Source organism: Photobacterium piscicola (genome assembly GCF_900166965.1).
Classification (GTDB): Bacteria; Pseudomonadota; Gammaproteobacteria; order Enterobacterales; family Vibrionaceae; genus Photobacterium; species Photobacterium piscicola.
The window spans coordinates 152,165-172,851 of the sequence record NZ_FUZI01000006.1 but is presented as its reverse complement, the minus strand read 5'-3'; the positions used below and the strand labels follow the sequence as shown (position 1 = coordinate 172,851).

Genomic DNA, 20,687 nt, shown 5'->3' with positions numbered 1-20,687 from the left:
TCCTTAACGTACAAATAGGTTGTGATTGCCGCGCGCCATTGCAATAGCACCATCCATGGCATCACCCTGAGGTGTTGCTAGACGATGTTGCATTGGTGGTGTTAGCCATGCTTGAATACGTTCACCAATCCCCCCCATTAGGCAAATGTTGTGTGCACCACGTAATATCAATGCTTGCATCCACATTTCAATATCAGCGGCTGTCTGTTGCAGTAATGAGATAGCAAGTGGATCGTTGCGTTCGGCAAACGTAAAAATAGCCGGTGAGAATTGACCATAATCACAAGGCCGAGCGGTTTTTGACCAACTAACAATGGCATCAATATCATGATCGAAATGGGTTAATACATGATGAGCCAGTTCTGTTTTCGGCACGATACCATCGACACTGAGTAGCACTTGCTGAATAAGGTGCAATCCCATCACTGCACCACTGCCTTGATCTGAAATAGGAAATTCACGTCCGCCGACAACATATTGCTTACCATTAAGTAATAAAATGCCGCAAGAGCCTGTTCCTGAAATTAAAATCGCACCATCTTTACCGCCCCAAGCACCTAAACAAGCACCATAAGCATCAGTATTTAATGTGATTGCACCATAAGGGTGAGGTTGTTGCATAAAAGCATGCCATGCTTGTTGTTGTTCTGCGCCAGCAAGTGCTAATCCAACCGTCATTGCAGAATAGTCAGCTAAGGTTAATTGTGCTTGTTGGGCCGCAAGAGTAATGGCTTGTTGAATTGATGCCATGGCAATGTCACTACCAAGCAAAATATTAGCGCTACCCGTTTTGGCTTCACCTAAAATATTGCCATCTAAATCACAAATACGAGCGCGACAAGACGTGCCACCACCATCAATACCCACGAGATAACGATAAGGGAAATTAGCCATGGTGACGTTCCTTAAATTGCAGCGCAGTGGCTAATAAATACCAACCACCATGAGGGATCCATTGCTCTCCCCAACGCCAGTTTTGCAACATGTCATCTTTTTGTGCTGCTGGATTAAAGGCAATATCTTGTTCATTTTCAAAGCCGGATGTGATGCCATTACACACTCCGCCTTTAGCATTGCTAAAACCAAGTTGTGGAAGGTAATCAGGGTTATTGTGACCATGGCCGTCTAACATGCACATATCAAAAGGATTTAAGCCTAAAATCCAATTCATTAACTGTTGGCCATAGTCCATTAGATGCTGTTTTAATTTAGGATCGGTGAGGTGATCTTGTGCCATATAAGCCATGCTCGCGAGAGAGGCAATGCGGGCATTTTCACCTTGCCACCAATAACCTGATTCATTGTTATGAGCGACAAAGAATGCTGTTTGCTTATCACCATTAACAGCTTTGGTATATTGGCGTGGATAACCAAATGGATTATTAACTTCAGTCGTTAACGTTAATTCAAAATTAAGCGTATTCACCAGAACTGGGTGTAACTGTTGCTGCTGTTTTGTTTCTGGCTCTGCGGCTAAATATTGCATTAAGGCAATCGCGGGTAAGCCTGCTTCTGCTGCATGGAAATAAGGGCGGCTACCATCTGCGGTTGCTGACCAATAATCGTTAATATTGGCATCAGACATTTGACGATTGCTTAAACGCTGCGCCCACTCACGCATTTCAGTTAAGTAACGCTGCTGATGGGTAGCGCGATAAAGCTCTACTGCGGCTAATAAAGCGCAGTATTCATCAATGATATTTTCAGTACCATCGTTGAGGTAGTTAATATTGTGTTGTTTTAAGTGCCAATAGCCACGTTCTGCTGCTTGCAGATATGACTCACTCTGCACGTTGTCGCTATGAGGAATACGACTGCAAGATGGTAAGGTTGTTATACGAGCAGCGGCAGCTAAAGCGGCAATAGCAATACCACCACCTTGACGAAAACCTGCTTGATAGTCATCAGTTTTGATGCCATCTTGGGTTGCATAGGCGCAGATATCACGTTGTGCTGGCGACTTGCTCCATTTATCAAACACCGTCATGTAAAAGAAGCCGTCATCGCTTTGCATACGTATTAAAAAGTCTGCGCCAAATAACGCTTCTTCTAATAAACGTACCCGAGTGAAATCAGCAATATCAGCTTGATCTTCTGCAATTTCATAAGCTTTGAGCATGTTCCAAACAATCATCGGTGTCTGCTGAGGATTGAGATAATTAGCGTAAGAAAGGTGACTTAAATATTTACTGACATCACCTGACGCATCATACCAACCGCCACGAACATCAACGAGAGTCTCGCTATTGAGTAATTGCGCTTGGCTGTCGGCATGATCATAAATGCCGCTACAACGTTGTGATTTGAAATAGTGTAGAACATCACTGAAAGTACGTTGCATTAATAGGCCTTCAGCAATGCTGAAAACAGGTGTTTCAATATTGGCGTAACGAATACGGTAATCACCTGCTTTTTGGCAAGCAGAAAAATCAATTTGGTAAATATTGCCCGTATGCCATTGTGCGGTGGTGCCACATGCAGTTAATGGCAGCTGCATAATAGTTTGGTTAGTATGATTGCACACTAATTCGGCTTGGCCTGACAGTGTTTGTGATGTTGTTTGTAGTAATGCTTGCTTTGTATTAAAGCACTCATAACCAAGGTGATTAATTAACAGCTGCATAGGGCCTCCAATGTCGCGAATAAGTGATGGCTCCTTATGGGAACCATCACTGAACGGCTGGTGCGACAAATAACATGGATATAAAAATAAAAGTGTTATTAGTGCTTAGTTTTTGTAACGTTGTTTAGTTTTCGTATAGATAACAACGAACAAAGTGGTTATCAGATAATTGAGTAACTTCTGGTAATTTCTCACGACATTTATCTGTCGCTTGCATACAACGACCCGCAAATGGACAACCAAAGCTTTCAGGTGTCCATAGTGGAATTTCACCTTTGTTACCTTTCAACTTGGTATGAATCGATTTACTTGGATCGGGTACTGCTGAAACTAATAATTGGGTATATGGGTGTTGTGGATTATGGATAATTTGTTCAGTATCGCCCCACTCAACCATGTGACCAACGTACATAACTGCAAGATCTTCAGCGATATAACGTGCTGTTGCGATATCGTGCGTGATGTAAAGTAGTGCCATTTCACGCTCAAATTTCATCTCTTCCATCAGGTTAAGAACACCGGCACGGATTGAAACATCAAGCATTGAAGTTGGTTCATCGGCTAGTACCACCTCAGCGCCAACGGCAATGTTGCGGGCTAAGTTGACACGTTGACGTTGGCCGCCTGAAAGCTGGTGCGGGAATTTTGCCGCGGTGGCTTTTGGTGGAATAAGACCCACTTGCTCAAGAAGGTTGTATACCGTTTCTTCAAGTTCTTTTTTATTACCCGATGGCACTTTGTTATGGATCAGTAATGGACGTGCTATATGGTGAAAAATAGTATGAGTAGGGTTTAATGATCCAAACGGATCTTGCCATACCATTTGTACCCCTTGACGGTATTTCATTACATCATCACGGCTGGTGATAGTTTGAATATCACGCCCGTAATATTCAATGTGGCCGCCACTTGGGGCATACATTTTAGCGATCATTTTAGCGGTAGTTGATTTACCTGAGCCTGATTCGCCAACCACGGCTAAGCCACGGCTTTTGTACATTTTGAAAGATACGTCGTTAATTGCACGCATCTTTGATTTTTTAAGTGAGTTACTGTTTACCGAAAAATCTTTAATTAGATTTTTACCTTCGACAATCGGTGTTCCAACAGGCTTGCTCATAGTGTCTCCTAAATACTGCCTATAAATGCGATGTGTTGCTGCTAGTTACCTGTATTGGTAAATAGGTGGCAGTTTGATAAACGTCCTGGTTCAATCTGGCTTAACTGAGTTGGCGTACTGAAACACGCTGGGTGGGTTTTTCCACAGCGAGCTTGAAAGCGACAACCTTGTGGTATTTCAAGTAAATTCAATGGATTACCTGGAATGCCTGTTAAACGTGTTTTAGGGCCTGTTAATGGCGGGAATGAACTTCCCAAGCCTTCGGTGTATGGGTGGTACGGTGTTTCAAGAATTTGTTTTGATGGTGCAACTTCAATTAATTCCCCTGAGTACATGATGCCGATACGATCAGAGAACTCGACCATCAGTGATAAATCATGAGTAATAAATAAAATTGAGAAGCCAAATTCTTCTTTTAATGCATAAATTTTTTGTAGAATTTCACGTTGAACCACTACATCAAGTGCGGTTGTTGGCTCATCCATGATGATCATTTTTGGATTTAGCGCCAGTGCAATTGCGATAACTAAACGTTGACGCATACCGCCTGAAAACTGGTGTGGATAATCACGTAAACGACTTGGGTGAATATCAACAATCTCTAATAATCCTTCAGCACGGCGAATCGCTTGCTTACGGTTCATGGTGGTGTGACGCATGATCACATCACAAAATTGCTCTTCCATGGTTAATACAGGGTTCAAGGCATTCATCGCACTTTGGAATACCATTGACATTTCGCTCCAACGGAAGGCTGACATTGCCATATCCGTTTTCTTCAAAATATCACCATGACCGTCAAAGATTACCTCACCACCGGTAATGAATGCTGGTGGCTTATGTAGACGCATCAGTGAAAATGCAACGGTTGATTTACCACAGCCTGATTCACCGGCTAGACCAAAAACTTCACCCTTACCAATATCAAAGCTAACATTATTAACTGCACGGACATCGCCAGCATCAGTAATATAATCAACACATAAATTACGAATTGAGATTTGTGGATCGGTCATTATTTAGTCCCGCCTTCTAGTGCTGGTTGAGGGATAGCTTCAACCGGTTGTGCTTGTTTTGCTGTTTCTTTTGCCAGGTTTTTCCAACGACGCATGCCTTTATGTGAACGTAACTGTGGGTTCGCAATTTCATCGACTGCGAAGTTCAACATAGCAAGGCCAATCGCGATAAATATCAGTGCGATACAAGGTGCTAATACTTCCCACCAAGCGCCGACTAACATTGAAGATGATGTTTGAACGTTGTACAACATTACGCCCCAACTAATGCCATTTGGATCGCCTAGGCCTAAGAATGAGAGAGTTGCTTCTACGTTAATCGCATACATCACCGAACCGATAAAGCTCGCACCAACGATAGAGATAAGGTTAGGAAGAATCTCAACGAAAATGATACGAGGAGACGATTCACCTAATACTTCAGCGGCTTTTACAAATTCTTTTTCTCTAATTGATAGGGTTTGTGCGCGTACAACACGTGCGCCCCATGCCCAAGAGGTGACCGCAATTACAATGGCAATGGTTAATGGTCCTGCTTGGCCAACAAACGCGGCGATAACAAATAGAATCGGCAGTTGTGGCATTACCAACATGATATTCATACATGCGGTGAGGAATTCATCGACTCGCCCACCAAAGTAACCTGCTGAAATACCGATAATTGTGGCTAGGAAGCACACTAATAGACCAGCACCAAAGCCAACAGCTAATGATGTACGTGCGCCATAAACAAGTTGAGACCAGATGTCACGACCCATACGAGAAGTACCGAGTACGTGATCAGCATCTTTTGACATTAATAACGTACGTTTGTTGGTTGCCAAGTTTTTAGCGATCCAACCTTCTGGATTATCTTGCGCAGCTTTTACAACAAAAGCAGGGTATTCATGTGGATTACCGGTTCTTTTGTCTGGTGAATATTGGGTAATAAAAGGTGCAAATAGCGCTGTTAGAATGAAAATGATAATAATGCCAAGACCAAACATTGCTTTCGGGTTGCTAGAGAGTAATTTAAATAAGCCTTTCATGATTACTTGCCTCCTTTACGTAGACGAGGGTCTAGCGCAACGATTAGGATGTCGGCCATAAAGTTAAAGAACAACATAAACATAGTCATAATAAGTAACTGACCTTGCAGTACTTGGTAATCACGCGCATGGATTGCGTTTAGCATCACCGTACCCAGACCTGGATAGTTGAAAATCATTTCGATAATTAACTGACCACCGATAGCCATACCTAACGCCATTGATAGCGCGGTAACACTTGGTAGCATTGCATTTCGTGCTGCGTAGTTGAATACCACACGGTTTTCACTCAGGCCTTTTCCTTTTGCCATGGTGATGTAGTCTTCATTTAGCAAGTTAATCATGTTGTTACGCATGCCAATTAGAAAACCGCCAATTTGAATAATAGTGGCACAGAAAAGAGGTAGGGCGGCATGGTAGAGCACATCTTTATAGAATGCGAAGCTGCTCCAATCCGGGGTTAAACCTGCGGTATATGCGTTACCTGTAGGGAACCACTGTAAGCCGATAGCAAAGGTAAACATGACTAACATCGCGATTACAACAGGTGGAACGGCTTGCACAACTAACATGCCAGGAGAGATGAAAGTATCGTAGCTACTGCCACGTTTCCATGCTGCAAAAATACCAAATACAGAACCAACACAGAATGAAATAATTACTGCAGAACCGGCTAGAAATAGTGACCAACCAATTGCACCACCGAGTAAGTCATTTACTGACAATGGATAAAATTTGATTGAAGTACCAAGGTTCCAAGTAAATACGTTCGCTATATACGTGTAGTATTGCTCGTACCAAGGGCCATCAACAAAACCTAATAGTTTCTGCATAGCAGCGATACGCTCAGGGGTTACCTGTGCAGTTGCGTTTGCGAACATCATGGTAACTGGGTCACCTGGCATCGCACGCGGAAGAATAAAGTTTAGCGTTGCCGCGAAAATTAACGCGATAAAATAAAACGATAAACGACGTAAAAAGAATCCCATAACTCACACCTTACACATCCAGCTTGCCTTCCTGAGCTGAATTCAGGACGTAAAACCCCCTGACGAAAACGCCATACCTTTGATTGCAAAAAGGATTAGAGGGAAGAGGCGGTGCACAAGGCGTGCACCGCAAATTTAAGCAGATATTACGCTTTTGGTTTTAGGTCTAGAACTTGAAGTAGACGCTCTTGAACACCAGCCCATACCATTGGACGACCTTTAGGGTTCTTCTCATTCCACCAACCAGTAAAGCGAGCTTCATTGTATTGGAAGTTGTTAGCACCAGAGATTACTGGGATTGTTACTTGGTTCTCAGCAATGATTTTCTGAATGCTATGAGCAATCTTGATTTGCTCACCCTTATCAGCCGTTTTGTAGAAGCTGTCTAGTAGCGAATCTAACTGTGCATTCTTGAAGTAATGCATAGCGAAACGTGGCATACCGTCACCTTTCTGTAGACGTGAGTTGTACGCACTGTCCCAGTATAGGTGTGGATCTGCACCGTGGAAGTAGTTAGTAAATGCTACATCGTAAGTGCCTTTCAGCATTGATTCATTGTATACAGCAAAGTCAGGAGTACGTGCTTTCGCATTGATCCCCGCTTCTTGAAGCTGCTCAACACCTAGTTGTACAGTGTTGTTGAAGTCAGTCCAGCCGTTTGGTGATTGAACTTCAAGCTCAATTTTCTCACCTTTTGGTGACTCAACAAATCCATCACCATCAAGGTCTTTAAAGCCAGCTTTAGCTAGAAGATCTTTAGCGCCTTTGATGTTGTATGTGTTGAAAGCTTTGTACTCATTATGTACAGCTTCGTCAGACCATGATTTGAAGCTATCACCTAGACCTGAAGCGTAATCGTTTGGTGTACCAGCACCATAGAACGCGATGTCGATGATAGTTTGACGGTCAATTGCCATAGAGAACGCACGACGGAAGTCAACATTGTTGATTGCTTCGTTGTTACCTGCTTTTGGCGATTTGTAGTTCAACATGAATGACATTGTGCCAGCAGCAGGGTACCAGTATTTGTGGTTTGGATTTGCTGCAGCATAAGTGCTGTCGATATCAGGAATGAATGATGACGTCCAATCTAGCTCAGAGTTGATGATCTTAGTTAGTAGTTGGTCGTTGTTTGCAATTTGAGGAACACGTAAACAATCAACTTCTAGGTTCGCGTTATCCCAGTAGTTAGGGTTACGACATTGAACATAAAGCTGAGGAGTAAATGTGTCGATCTCAGTAAATGGGCCAGTACCTACAGGGTTTTCGTTAGTGAACGTTGTAGGGTTCTTAACTTTGCTCCAGATGTGCTTAGGAACAACAGGTACTTTTGAAATTTCAAATGGAACGTTTGAGTTTGCAGCAGTTAGTTCAAAGATAACTTTGTTACCGTCTTGCTTAACTGATTTAACCCACTTGTTGATACCGATTTGATCTAGCTCTGGCTTGTTTTTTACTAAGTCAAAAGAGTAAACAACATCACCAGCAGTGAATGCTTTACCATCAGACCATTTTACGCCATCACGAATTTCAAATGTTACCTTCATTAGGTCGTCAGACATGTAGTAGTCTTTCGCCAAACGCATAACAGGCTCGTTACCTTGCATTTGGTTAAAGATTACCAATGGCTCATAAACGAACTCAGTTGTTGTGCGAAGGTTTGTTGCTAAAAACGGGTTAAAGTTACGCACCATTGTAGGGTAGAAATCAGGTACGATTGTTAGCTGGCTTTTTTCTGATGCAGTAGCAACGGGTGCTGTAAAAGCGGTTGCTGCAGCAACAACTGCAAGTGCTAACTTAGTTTTGTTTATATTGGCAAGCATAGCTGTTCCTTACTCTTAGCTCTGTTTCACTAATGGAAATAAAAATTAGCTCCGTCATTGGAGCGCTGTAAACCTACTTCATTGGAACCTGAGTAACGCTGAACCATTGAATGGCCTTGTAGGCTCTCAGTGGCTTCAATATTGGCTGTATTGGTTAAATCGTCAATGTGGTCGCCCGTCAAAAACGTCAAAAAAACAATTGTTGCCGTCAAAAGTGTTAATTTCATTGTTTTACGTGATTGAGCAGTTAGTAAATAGCGTGCTTAGTATCACATATGAAAGTCGTTGTTACATTTGTAGTGTTAGTGCTCACTACTTTATTTATTCTTTTAAAATAGGGGGGGTTAATTTTTATTTTACGTGATGTGATGTAACGCATATGGTTTTTTTTGCTTATTTTTATACGGAAATTTTTGGCTGTTAGTTTGTTGTGATTCGGTTCTCATAAACTAAAAGAATTTATTTTTAGCGCCGAAGAATGGCGCTTTTTGATGAATATGATTTAATTTTGACCACTAATGATAGTGTGACCTTGATCATTTATAGGCATTCAAACGGGATTATTTCAAAGATTAAAAAAGTGATAGTGGCACACCAAAGACATGAATAGTGGTGTCAACAAAGGGGGGAGTTTGAATCATATCATCGTGCTATTGAGCCGTCTGAGAATGGTCGTTGATATAATATAGATAATAAAAAAGGCTCTGAGAGAGCCTTTTGGGACGCTATTATGACGGTAATTAGGGTTAGTTATGACTAATGATATGATGTAACTTATCCCGCATAATGACGAGTTCTTGGCGATAGGTATTAGATTGTGGACAACGTTCTAATACAAAATCAATGGTATTAATGACAGTTCGCCAACGGGGTGTTTTTGGTAACGTTTCAAGTTGAAGATATTTATCTAAGGTACGCGTTTGAAGCGTACTACGGTCTAAATAAACACGCCATAAACCACTTTCTTCAGCTAATTCAAATTTACTTTTACGTGATTCTTGTTCCCAAAACACCAAGGTTGCTTTCATGGCATCGACTAATAATTGACGAATTATTTCAGCTTTATTATGATCACCATCCCCTAATTTGTCGGCTAAACGGGTAAATTCTCCTCCTAACTCTCGCAGTTGTTGAAGGTTATTTTTATCGCCATTAAAGGCAAATTCAGACAACACATCAATAGCATTTTCAAGTAGGTTGATACGATGATCAGCCGATGGTCCTTGGCTATCAAAGACAAACATTTGTTTAAGCCCTGACTCAATCGGTAAATTGATAACATCGGTCATTAATTGTTGTTTGTGATCACCAATGTAATAGCTAAGTTGACCATTAAAATGATGATTATCCGCGACAGCTGCTGGCAATGGGGTCGCTAGAATATCGTCAATGGTATAGCGCTCTAATAGCTCTGGCGTGCGTTTAAATAGTTTGCCCGCAGCACTGTTGGCATAACGGATTCGACCTTCGTGCTGAACACAAATGATCGCCTCATTGGTTGAGTCTAGTAGCCCAAGTAAGCGACTTTGGGTTTCTATCAGTCCAATTTCGACTTGTTCACGACGATGAATTTCCTGTTCTAGTGCTTGGTTTTTCTGGCGCTCAATTTCGGTTTTTCCTGCTTGTAAATAAGCCCTAATTCTCGCTATAAGTTCTTCTTTATTAAATGGTTTGGTTAAATAATCATTGGCTCCACATTCAAAGCCTTTGAGGCGATCTTGTACTTGCCCCAGGGCTGACAACATAATGATGGGCAGCGCTAACATGGAATGTGTTTTACGTAATTTATTACACACTTCATAGCCACTCATTTCAGGCATCATAATATCAAGTAGCACTAAATCGGGCTGCTGTTCAGTGATCAATGCTAACGCTTGAGGGCCACTTTCCGCCGTTTGAACTCGATAACCAGCAAGACGTAAGAAATTGGTTAGTATTTGTAAATTAACCGGTTCATCATCGACAACTAGCAACAATTCGCCATCTGGATTTTCTGGTAAATCAGACGCATCATAATTTGCCATATTGAGTAATGGCGCTTTGAAATGATTTTTATTGGGATTCGCCGCCATTGCTGCAATTTGATTGGCATTGGCTAAATTGAGAGTGAAACTGAATGTTGTTCCTACCATTGGTTGGCTACTGACATACAAGCGTCCACCCATTAGTTCGATCAATTGGCGACTAATTGACAGCCCTAGCCCCGCACCTTGACGATAGTTAGCGGATCCAGTGTTGGCTTGAATGAGCGGTTCAAAAATATGCTCGAGTTGTTCGCTGGGAATACCTTGTCCAGTATCAACTACTTGAATCCGTAATTGATGTTCTAATATTGTGGCCGATAAAATAATTTTACCTTCAGAGGTGTATTTAATCGCATTGCCCACTAAGTTATATAGCACTTGTTCTAAACGTTGTTCGTCCGCATCAACCAGAGGTAGATCCGTTGGAATTTGATTAATAATTCGAATCGGTTTATTGCCTAATAAATGGCTCGATAATTCCAGTACTAATCGAATAGCTACAGACATATCAACCGCTTGGTGGTTAATATCAAGATCGCCATAACGCATCTTATGGTAATCAAGCAGATCATCAACCAGTGTGGTTAAACGTTGACCGCTGTTAATGATCATTTCTAATTGACGGCGTTGTGATTGATGTAATGCGCCATTGGCTCCCGCTAATAATGATTCAGCAATACCCACCATGCCATGCAGTGGTGTGCGTAATTCATGCGAGGTGGTTGCAAGGAATTCGTCTTTCATTTTATCCGCAGTTTGGAGTTCATTATTTTGTTGACGAATAATGGTTAGGTTATGTTCTAACTCTTTATTTTGCTGGCGAATAAGCCCAATTTTCTCGCGAATAGAGCGTTGCATACGGGCAAAGCTGATCGCTAATCGTCCAATTTCATCATGACGTTCAGTACCATCAATTTTTTGCTCTAAATCACCACCAGAGGCTTTTTCTGCCGCCCACGTTAAGCGTAATAATGGTGCGGTAATCGAGTTTGACAGCCAATGTGAGGAAATGATGACTAAAATAATGGCGGTAACCATGGCTGCGACAAAGATTTTTTCTAATTCAAAGATTCGCGCAAAGGCTTCTTTTTCAGGAAGTTCAACCACTAGCGCCCAATGGTGATCTAATATATTTAGCGGCGAAAATGCGCCTAATACAGGAATATTATCGTAATTAATAAAGCTACCAATACCTGATTTACCAGCAAGTGCTTGATCGATGCTTTGGCTTTGTAATTGTATTGGTAATTTCGGCTGAGTTTCAAAGCGTAATTTATGATCAGTGCCGACTAATAGGGTTTGAATATGCTTAGTATTGTCTTTAATCAGTTCAGTTATCTTTTGGTTACTTAGCTCCATAAAGACATAACTATGTAGGTAGCCTTGTTGGATAATTGGTGCTGCAAACCAAGCCGTTGTTTCATTACTGTGGCTATTAGCACTAAAGTCGGTAAAGACTACCGGGACTTGCTCTGGGTTATTAGGGCTTTGCTGGGTTTTTTCTTTAATGGCTTTAAAGGTTTGCTGTAAGGCGCTATGAGAGGTTTTTTTTGCTAATAGATTAACCCCAAAAAGGTTGTGGTTTTTAACTGAATAAACGACATCACCAGAGATATCAACCAGCATAATATCTTTGAAATCTGAACGTTTAAGATACTCATTATAAACGGCATTATAGCGTTTAAACATTAAACGATAGCGTTCATGTCCAAGGTAGCCACTATTGGCAGTTTGATCACTTTTAGTGGTAAGGGTTGAATTGAAATAATGAGCGCGACCTTGTGCATCAAGTTGTGAATCAATATTGCCAAGTTGATGGAATGCACCCACTAAACCGTAAAATCGTCCACCACTATTATTTGATAATTCAGAGCGAGCAAAGCTTTTTACTTCAGACTCTTTAGCGGCAAAGAAACTCTGTAATTGTTTTTGTTTATTATCACGCAACGAAGCCAGATGGCTGATGCTTTGCTCGGCTAAATCTTTAGTGTGAGAATTTAGAAAGTAAAGAGCTGACAATATCAAAGGGGTGATACTGAGCACTAAAAATGCCAGCATGAGTGTGTGCTGAAGACGTTTGAAACGTTTAGTATTCTGCATTCCGGTGCCTGAATAAGATGGTGGAATTTACGGTTTTAACGACAAAAATAGTCACGTTAAAATGAACATTAAGATTTTAACGATTATCCTTTATCGTTTTAACTCAACGTGATGAATTACCGTGTTTATACTATGTTTTTATTATGGATCAAGTAACTAGAAATAGAATCGTGTCAAAAAGCACAAAATTAACGAAATTAACGTCATAAAAAAGGGCAGTATTGACTGCCCTTTATAAAATTCAAAAATGAAGTGTAAAGTTGTGAGATGTTATTTTTTTGCCGTATAGACATTGAATTTATTAGTGTGAGAACTGATCTCACACTGGCCAAGAGTGGCTTCAATCAAGGGTGGATATTGCAGAAAACAGTTCGCCACAATCACTAATTCACCACCATTATTTAAGTAACTCGGCGCTTGATTAATAAATGTTTCCGTTGCGGTATAAAATGTTTTTAAACCAGCATGGAAAGGGGGGTTACTGATTAAATATTGGTAAGGACCAGTAATGTTTTTATAAACGTCAGTGGCGATAAAGTTGGCTGCAAGCTGGTTAACCTTGAAAGTTTCTTTCGCTGACTCAATGGCTAAGGCACTAATATCACACAGATCTAAGTCAATCTGAGGGTACTTGGCTTTCATTACTGCGCCAATAACGCCGGCACCACAACCAAAATCAAGTACTTTACCGTTAAGCGCGGGTAAGTTATTGAGTAGAAGTTCTGAACCTTTATCAAATTCACCATGGCTAAAGACGCCAGGTAAAGAGCGCACGGTAAGGCTAACACCAGCAATATTAATTGGGTAACTACGGAACCATTTATTGATGTCAAAAGCTGGGGCTGGGTTATCACAGCGTCCCCAGTAGAAGCTACAACGGCGGGCTGAATCATATTTAGTTAATGGGCCATATTGCGCAAACATTTTTTCTGCACTTCTGACACCACAACGGTTTTCACCGACGATACAAATTTCAATGCCTGCTGCAAACTTACTTAGTAGCATTGATAATAAATAATCCGCTTCTGCTTTTGCTTTGGGCCAATAAAGCAGAATCATATCAATATCGAGTTCAGCGTTAAGTTCTGCACCAAAATGACAATTAATCGCTTGATGGTGTTCAATGTCACCTAGGTAACCATAATTGGTGGTAAAGACTGTTACCGATTGAGCTGTTGTAAGCAATTCTGAGGCAAAAGTATCATTTAATTCACCAGCAATAAGGACTTTGCGGTTTTCAAAAAATTCAGATTGACGAGCAACCACTTGGCTCGCGGCGGAATAAGACATTTAACTGGCCTCAAAATAGACATCATGGTTCAGGAGCGCGGATTGTTCCATAAATAGTGGCAGATGGAAAGTCACTGCTAGAGAGAATAAGTAGAATCATAGGCTGCCGTTATTATTGTTAATAATACCGGCAGCCTATGAGGGATTATTGATGGTTAATTATCATCTTGTTGTTGAAGGAATGACTGGAATTCAACTTCATACATTTTAAACAACACTAAAGTTACGCCAAAAATAATTGGACCGTAGATCATACCAATTAAGCCAAATAATTGAATACCGCCAATGATTGAAAAGAAAATCAATAAGGTGTTCATACTTGAGCTGCCTTGCATTAATAACGGACGCACGATGTTATCGATAGAGCCGACAACAATGACGCCCCAAGCTGCAAGGAACAATGACCATTCCCAATCACCGATTAACAGTAAATACAGTGATGCTGGAATCCAGATTAAAGCGGTACCAACCACGGGAATTAATGAGGCAAAGGCCATCATAGAACCCCAGAATAAGCCTTGGAAGCCACATAGCCACATTGCAAAACCACCGGCAACACCTTGTGCTAACGCGGTTAAAAATGATCCGAGTACGGCAGATTTGGCCACTTGTTCAACTTCTTCCATGATTGTGTCTTCTTGGCTGCGAGACAGTGGAATCACGTGACGGATTGCGGCAATCATCTTGTCGTTATCACGTAGAAGGAAGAAAAGTACAAACAGCATCATCATAAAATTCACTAAGATACTGGTCGCATCGCCGAGAATACGCGCACTGATATTCAGCGCTTGAGAACCGACTTGAGATGCAGTAGTCGCGATTTTCTGAATGATGACTTGGGGGTCAAAATCATGGAATGGTGAGTATTTATCAATTAAAGCCAGTGTTTTTTGGGCCATAGGATGAGCAAAGAGTTCTTTTGGCCCTCCGGTTGTTAGCCAAGTGTAGCTTTCTTTTGACACAGTGGTGCCTTGATGCACGATCGATGAAAACACCACTAATAGAGGAATAACGATAATGACCGTCATAATAAAACATGACAGCATTGCCGCTGTATTTTCACGCGTCGGCATTTTGGCAAGTAAGCGCTTATGCATAGGTGTGAACAATAAAGAGATGATAAACGCTAATACAATTGGACCAAGGTAGGGCTCGATTAATTTATAACTTGCGTAAGAAGCGACAAAGAGTGCCACTATTAGCATCCAGTGACGAGGTTCTACCTTTAATGGGTGAGGCACGATATGTATCCTTTTAAAATCGACCGATAAAAGCTATTTTCACTGTAATTGATAAAGATTATCATTATAATCATCACCATTATTTGATGATTATAGCTCTTATCAAGGAGATAGCTTATGGGATGTTGTAATTGTGGTTGTGATGACAAAAAAAAGCGTAAGCCACCATTAGTGCTAATTATTTTAGTACTTGTTGCTGGGCTTGCCGTTTATTTTTGGCAATAGATAGTTACTGATATTCATCATAAAAAAAGGCCACCATTCGTGACCTTTCTTTTCATAATAGCACTAATAAAATAATGTTTTTAATAACATTAGCTAATTTATTTTAAAACAATGCTATTTTGCTTCAGCAGCCAGAGTGGCAAACGCAAAATCTGCCGCTTCTAATGTTGCATCAATTTCTTTGGTATTGTGTGCGAGTGAGGTAAAACATGCTTCATAGGCTGAAGGTGCAAGGTACACGCCTTTATCAAGCATTAAATTAAAGAAGCGCTTGAAGCGTTCAATATCACACTTGGTCACATCGTCATAGCAAGTCACAGTATCTTGATCGATAAAGAAGAAACCAAACATTGCACCCACTTGGTTTACCGCCAGTGGAATACCGTGTTTATCAGCTAAAGCTTTAAAGCCTGTTGCTAAACGCTGAGTGGTTTTCGCTAAGCGTTTTTCATTACCATCTTCTGTTAGTACCGTTAAACAAGCATGACCTGCCGCCATGGCTACAGGGTTACCTGATAATGTTCCTGCTTGATATACAGGGCCAGTTGGCGCGACAAATTCCATTACATCACGACGTCCACCAAAGGCACCCACAGGCATACCACCACCGATAATTTTACCCAGTGTTGTGATATCAGGTTTGATGTTGTAATACCCTTGCGCACCACCTTGTGAAACACGGAAACCCGTCATGACTTCATCAAGGATCAGTAGCGCTCCAAATTCATCACAAATTTCACGAAGGCCTTCAAGGAAGCCTGGTACGGGCGGAATGCAATTCATGTTGCCAGCAACGGGCTCAACAATAATACAAGCGATCTGATCTGGTTGAGCCATGAATGCTTCACGAACTGAATTCAAATCGTTGTAAGTTGCAGTTAACGTATGTTTAGCAAAGTCAGCGGGAACACCAGGAGAGCTTGGTTGCCCAAGAGTTAATGCACCTGAGCCTGCTTTTACTAATAGGCAATCAGCATGACCGTGATAACAGCCTTCAAATTTCAGAATTTTGTCACGACCAGTAAAACCACGAGCAAGACGAATTGCACTCATGGTCGCTTCAGTGCCTGAACTTACCATACGTACCATTTCCATTGACGGTACGAGTTCTGACACTAACTCAGCCATGGTGATTTCCATTGCTGTTGGTGCGCCAAAGCTTAAGCCTTGTTGTGCTGCGTTAATTACAGCATCACGAATAGCGGCATGGTTATGTCCTAAAATCATTGGACCCCATGAACCAACATAATCGATATAAGCATTACCATCGGCATCAAAAATATACGCGCCATCGGCACGCTCAATAAATAGTGGTGTGCCACCAACACCAGCAAAAGCACGGACTGGTGAGTTGACACCCCCAGGGATTTTTTGTTGTGCTTTAGCAAATAAATCAGCTGACTTGTTCGTTTTGCTCATGTGAAATCCTATAAAAAAGTAAGGCGGTGATTCAATCCACAGAATTATCTGTCCTAATCAACCATAGGCAAGAGAAGTGTGGGGAGTGAAACTGCCTTATTGTACCTAAAGTGTTGCTGAATATAGAGTCATTTTACTGTTTTAAATGAAGCCAAATTTAAAATAAAACCCGTTGATTCTGAGAAACAAGTCACAGTTGCAAAGCTATTTTTCAACATTAGCAGTGTAAATCATAACCACATTCGATTAGGCTATAGTATTAATTCTATCTTCATCCTCTCGCTGTAATGGCGTTATCTTTATATAATACGGCTCTCTAATGACTGAAAAATCGCGCGGTCTTCATATGCCCTTCCACCTGCAACCGAGTGGTTTGGTTAGGCGTTTTTTGACCCAAGATAAAACACCTATTTCTGTTCTATTCCTTTCGGCTTTAGTCGGAACGCTTGCTGGCTTAGCCGGTACACTATTTGAAATTGGTGTGCGATGGGTGAGTGAACAACGAACAGTTTGGCTGCGTGATGAAATTACCAGTGTGCTGCCATTGTGGTTAGCTGCATTTCTTGTCAGCGGTATTTTAGCCTTTATTGGTTATTTCCTTGTATGTCGTTTTGCCCCTGAAGCTGGCGGTTCTGGTATTCCAGAAATTGAAGGCGCGATGGATGAAATGCGTCCTGTACGCTGGTGGCGAGTTATTCCGGTTAAGTTCTTTGGTGGTTTAGGTGCATTAGGCTCAGGTATGGTGCTAGGACGTGAAGGTCCGACTGTACAAATGGGCGGTAATATCGGTCGTATGATTTCAGATATTTTCCGTTTAAAAGATAAAGAAGGCCGTCACTCATTACTTGCTGCTGGTGCTGCTGGTGGTTTAGCTGCGGCATTTAATGCGCCTATGGCGGGCATTATGTTTGTTATTGAGGAGATGCGACCTCAATTTCGTTACAGTTTAATTTCCGTTAAATGTGTAATGATTTCAGCGATGATGTCGACGATCGTATTTCGCTTTATTTCAGGCCAAAGCGCGGTTATTACTATGCCGCAATATGATGCACCCGCGCTGACTTCATTATGGTTATTCTTAGTTCTAGGGCTACTCTTTGGTGGCTTTGGTGTCGTTTTTAACCGTTTAATTATTTTTACATTAGATTGGTTTGTCACTATTCACCATAATAATCGTACCCGTTATTTAATTACGGGAGGCTTATTAGGTGGTTGTTTCGGCTTATTGCTACTTTACTTCCCTGAGCTAACTGGCGGCGGTGTTTTCCTTATTCCTCCTGCGACTAATGGCGACTATAGTTTAAATATGCTATTGCTGTTGTTCTTTGCTCGTGTTGTAACAACACTGTTATGTTTTGGATCCGGTGCTCCTGGTGGTATTTTTGCACCGATGCTAGCATTAGGTACTTTATTTGGTACGTTTTTTGGCACCGTAGCTCTCGACCTTTATCCTCATTTAGGCATTGCACCGGGTTTATTTGCTATCGCAGGTATGGGGGCGTTATTTGCAGCAACTGTGCGCGCGCCTATTACTGGTATTTTATTGGTGATTGAAATGACCAATAACTACCACCTTATTTTACCCTTAGTTGTAACTACACTGGGTGCAACTATGATGGCTCAAATGTTAGGTGGTCAGCCGATTTACTCCCAATTGCTGCATCGTACGATTAAAAAAGAAAAATTAGGTCACGATTCACCACATGATGCTCCAGTTGAGACGGCTAATACTTGAACACAATAGTCAGGTATTGGATAATCACCATTAATTAATGGAAGTGTTTGAGAGGTTTTGTAATGAGCGATGTTAATTTGCCGCTGACTTTTTCTGATGTGGCTGCGAATAAAGTAAAAACGCTTATCGCTGAAGAAGAAAATCCAGAATTAAAACTACGTGTATATATTACAGGTGGTGGTTGTAGTGGGTTTCAATATGGCTTTACGTTTGATGAAAAAGTCAATGATGGTGATATGACCATTGAAAACAACGGTGTAACATTAGTTGTTGATCCAATGAGCTTACAGTATTTAGTGGGTGGTGTTGTTGATTACACTGAAGGCTTAGAAGGTTCACGCTTCTTTGTGAATAACCCTAATGCCACCACAACATGTGGCTGTGGTGCGTCATTTAGCGTGTAATACTGTGATCTGTTTGTATTATAAAGAAAGCCGTCTATCTGACGGCTTTTTTTTGAATATGGACAGCCATTACAGCTATTAATTAGCTTTGTGGTAATAAAATACCGTTGTTTGCTAATAAGTGACTGTAGCTTTTTACCTGTTCTAGTTTTTCACCTGCTTGCTGCTTAAACACGGTTTGTGTTGAGCCTGAAAGTGAATGCGCTTGGGGCAAATCAACAGTACGTGGATTTTGATGCTGACCGTTAACTAAGAATTCATAATGTAAATGCGGTCCCGTCACTCGTCCTGTTCCGCCTAAGGTACCAATAGTTTGTCCTTGTTTTATGCGCTGACCATTTTTCACCATGCGTTTCGTCATGTGCAAATACTTGGTGACATAGTTGCCATTATGACGAATAAAGACATAGTTACCATTAAATTGGTTATAACTTGATTCGATAACAACACCATCACCCGCAGCCCAAATAGGGGTGCCAATCGGAGCTACATAGTCGGTGCCACGGTGGGCTTTTACTTGTTTGGTTACCGGATGTGGCCGACGCGGATTAAAGTTAGAGCTGACGTAACGGAAGTTGATTGGTGAGCGAAGAAAAGCCTTTCGCATCGCCTGACCATCTTTATCATAATATTTACCGTTATCATGGCGGACTGCCGTAAATGTTTGTCCCATATTGGTAAACGTGGCAGCTAAAATATTGCCGTGATCTATCGGGTTGCCATCAAGGTAATGTTGTTCAAACAACACCTCAAATTTATCCCCCGCACGAATATCAAGTGCAAAGTCGATATCCCAACCGAACAGCGCTGCTATTTCCATGATTTGATTGGCTGTTAATCCTGCTTTATCTGCGGCACTCCAGAAACTAGAGTCAATGGTTGCTTGCGCGTAATTGGTTTGAGTTTCTATCTGTTGTTTCGTTATTGTGGCAGTAAAGTCATTGTTATCTGAATTACGTTTGACGACTAAGGTTTCAAGGTTGGTTAATGGTTGGTGTAATTCCATTAATTTACCCGCATCATCAAAACCAAAATTCAATTTATCCCCAGGGCGCAGTGACGTCAGTTTTTTGGTTTTACTGTTGGTTGTAACAATTTGATGTAATAGAGCGCTGTCTAAACCAACACTATCAAATGCGATAGCTAAACTTTCACCATTTTCGACGATATGGTTTTTCCATACTAACGCTGAGTGTGGTAGGTGTTTAGCCGTAGTCGTTGATGATGGCGATAAAGCGAGCGGATAGTGCTGACCTAATTGATATTTAAATTCAGTTTTAGCGGGTGGCTCTGCATAAATTTCAGGAGCCACAATAAGCGCAATAACCGCACTACTGATTATCCCTATCAGTATTTTATTTATTCTTGGCATACGAGGTAATGAGCTTCCATTCATGATGGTACTAGATAAAAAATAAATAATATTAAGTGTAACGGCTTTCAATATCAGGTGCTATTGAAGACCAAATATTCAATATTGTTTTTATAAAATTTGTCGAAGTAACCCAAAATGGTTACTTTTACAACAAGCTACAATGAACCTTTATCTTGCTGCAAAACATATTCTTATCTACTGAGAGTTAATTTTTCTAAATTAGTTCATTTTTGTAAGCTTAATTTTTAGCTTTGATCGTTAGAGTCTCTGTTAAA

At 41.2% G+C, this 20,687-nt stretch carries 14 protein-coding genes; 2 read left to right on the top strand and 12 right to left on the bottom strand.

Going from position 1 to position 20,687, the window contains the following annotated elements:
* Window positions 1–3 precede the first annotated feature (3 nt).
* The 11 genes from CZ809_RS15760 to hemL all read right to left on the bottom strand — a co-directional run bounded on the left by CZ809_RS15760 (window position 4) and on the right by hemL (window position 16,898).
* A complete protein-coding gene (locus CZ809_RS15760; protein ID WP_080158521.1) occupies window positions 4–894 on the bottom strand; it encodes a glucosamine kinase nucleotide-binding domain-containing protein in 891 nt (296 codons plus the stop codon).
* On the bottom strand, window positions 887–2,623 hold the full coding sequence (locus CZ809_RS15755; RefSeq protein ID WP_080158520.1) for a glycoside hydrolase family 9 protein: 1,737 nt from the start codon (window positions 2,621–2,623) through the stop codon (window positions 887–889). The genes CZ809_RS15760 and CZ809_RS15755 overlap by 8 nt, the downstream gene beginning before the upstream one ends.
* A 124-nt stretch (window positions 2,624–2,747) precedes the next feature.
* Window positions 2,748–3,743, bottom strand: coding sequence for an ABC transporter ATP-binding protein (locus CZ809_RS15750; RefSeq protein WP_080158519.1), 996 nt, complete (start codon window positions 3,741–3,743; stop codon window positions 2,748–2,750).
* Window positions 3,744–3,784: 41 nt separating this feature from the next.
* On the bottom strand, window positions 3,785–4,759 hold the full coding sequence (locus CZ809_RS15745) for an ABC transporter ATP-binding protein (protein ID WP_080158518.1): 975 nt from the start codon (window positions 4,757–4,759) through the stop codon (window positions 3,785–3,787).
* Window positions 4,759–5,787, bottom strand: coding sequence for an ABC transporter permease (locus tag CZ809_RS15740; protein WP_080158517.1), 1,029 nt, complete (start codon window positions 5,785–5,787; stop codon window positions 4,759–4,761). Before CZ809_RS15740 ends, CZ809_RS15745 begins: the two co-directional genes overlap by 1 nt.
* A gap of 2 nt (window positions 5,788–5,789) precedes the next feature.
* Entirely contained in the window at window positions 5,790–6,776 is a 987-nt protein-coding gene (locus tag CZ809_RS15735) for an ABC transporter permease (RefSeq protein ID WP_080158516.1), read from the bottom strand.
* A gap of 146 nt (window positions 6,777–6,922) precedes the next feature.
* Entirely contained in the window at window positions 6,923–8,599 is a 1,677-nt protein-coding gene (locus tag CZ809_RS15730) for an ABC transporter substrate-binding protein (protein ID WP_080158515.1), read from the bottom strand.
* Between the two features lie 746 nt (window positions 8,600–9,345).
* Window positions 9,346–12,723, bottom strand: coding sequence for a response regulator (locus tag CZ809_RS15720; RefSeq protein ID WP_199190810.1), 3,378 nt, complete (start codon window positions 12,721–12,723; stop codon window positions 9,346–9,348).
* 270 nt (window positions 12,724–12,993) lie between these two features.
* Window positions 12,994–14,013, bottom strand: coding sequence for a 16S rRNA (guanine(1207)-N(2))-methyltransferase RsmC (rsmC, locus tag CZ809_RS15715; RefSeq protein WP_080158513.1), 1,020 nt, complete (start codon window positions 14,011–14,013; stop codon window positions 12,994–12,996).
* 155 nt (window positions 14,014–14,168) lie between these two features.
* Window positions 14,169–15,254 carry an AI-2E family transporter gene (locus CZ809_RS15710; RefSeq protein ID WP_080158512.1) on the bottom strand — a complete coding sequence of 362 codons (1,086 nt, stop codon included), beginning with the start codon at window positions 15,252–15,254 and terminating at the stop codon, window positions 14,169–14,171.
* A 339-nt stretch (window positions 15,255–15,593) separates the two neighbouring features.
* Window positions 15,594–16,898, bottom strand: coding sequence for a glutamate-1-semialdehyde 2,1-aminomutase (hemL, locus tag CZ809_RS15705; RefSeq protein ID WP_080158511.1), 1,305 nt, complete (start codon window positions 16,896–16,898; stop codon window positions 15,594–15,596).
* 346 nt (window positions 16,899–17,244) lie between these two features.
* Between hemL and clcA the strand changes: the two genes are divergently transcribed.
* Complete coding sequence (gene clcA, locus CZ809_RS15700; protein ID WP_369926012.1) at window positions 17,245–18,633, top strand: H(+)/Cl(-) exchange transporter ClcA; 1,389 nt, start codon at window positions 17,245–17,247, stop codon at window positions 18,631–18,633.
* A gap of 62 nt (window positions 18,634–18,695) precedes the next feature.
* Window positions 18,696–19,037, top strand: coding sequence for an iron-sulfur cluster insertion protein ErpA (gene erpA / locus CZ809_RS15695; protein ID WP_045036017.1), 342 nt, complete (start codon window positions 18,696–18,698; stop codon window positions 19,035–19,037).
* Window positions 19,038–19,119: 82 nt separating this feature from the next.
* On the opposite strand, the gene CZ809_RS15690 is transcribed toward erpA, so the two are convergent.
* Window positions 19,120–20,433, bottom strand: coding sequence for a peptidoglycan DD-metalloendopeptidase family protein (locus CZ809_RS15690; RefSeq protein ID WP_080158533.1), 1,314 nt, complete (start codon window positions 20,431–20,433; stop codon window positions 19,120–19,122).
* Window positions 20,434–20,687: the final 254 nt, after the last annotated feature.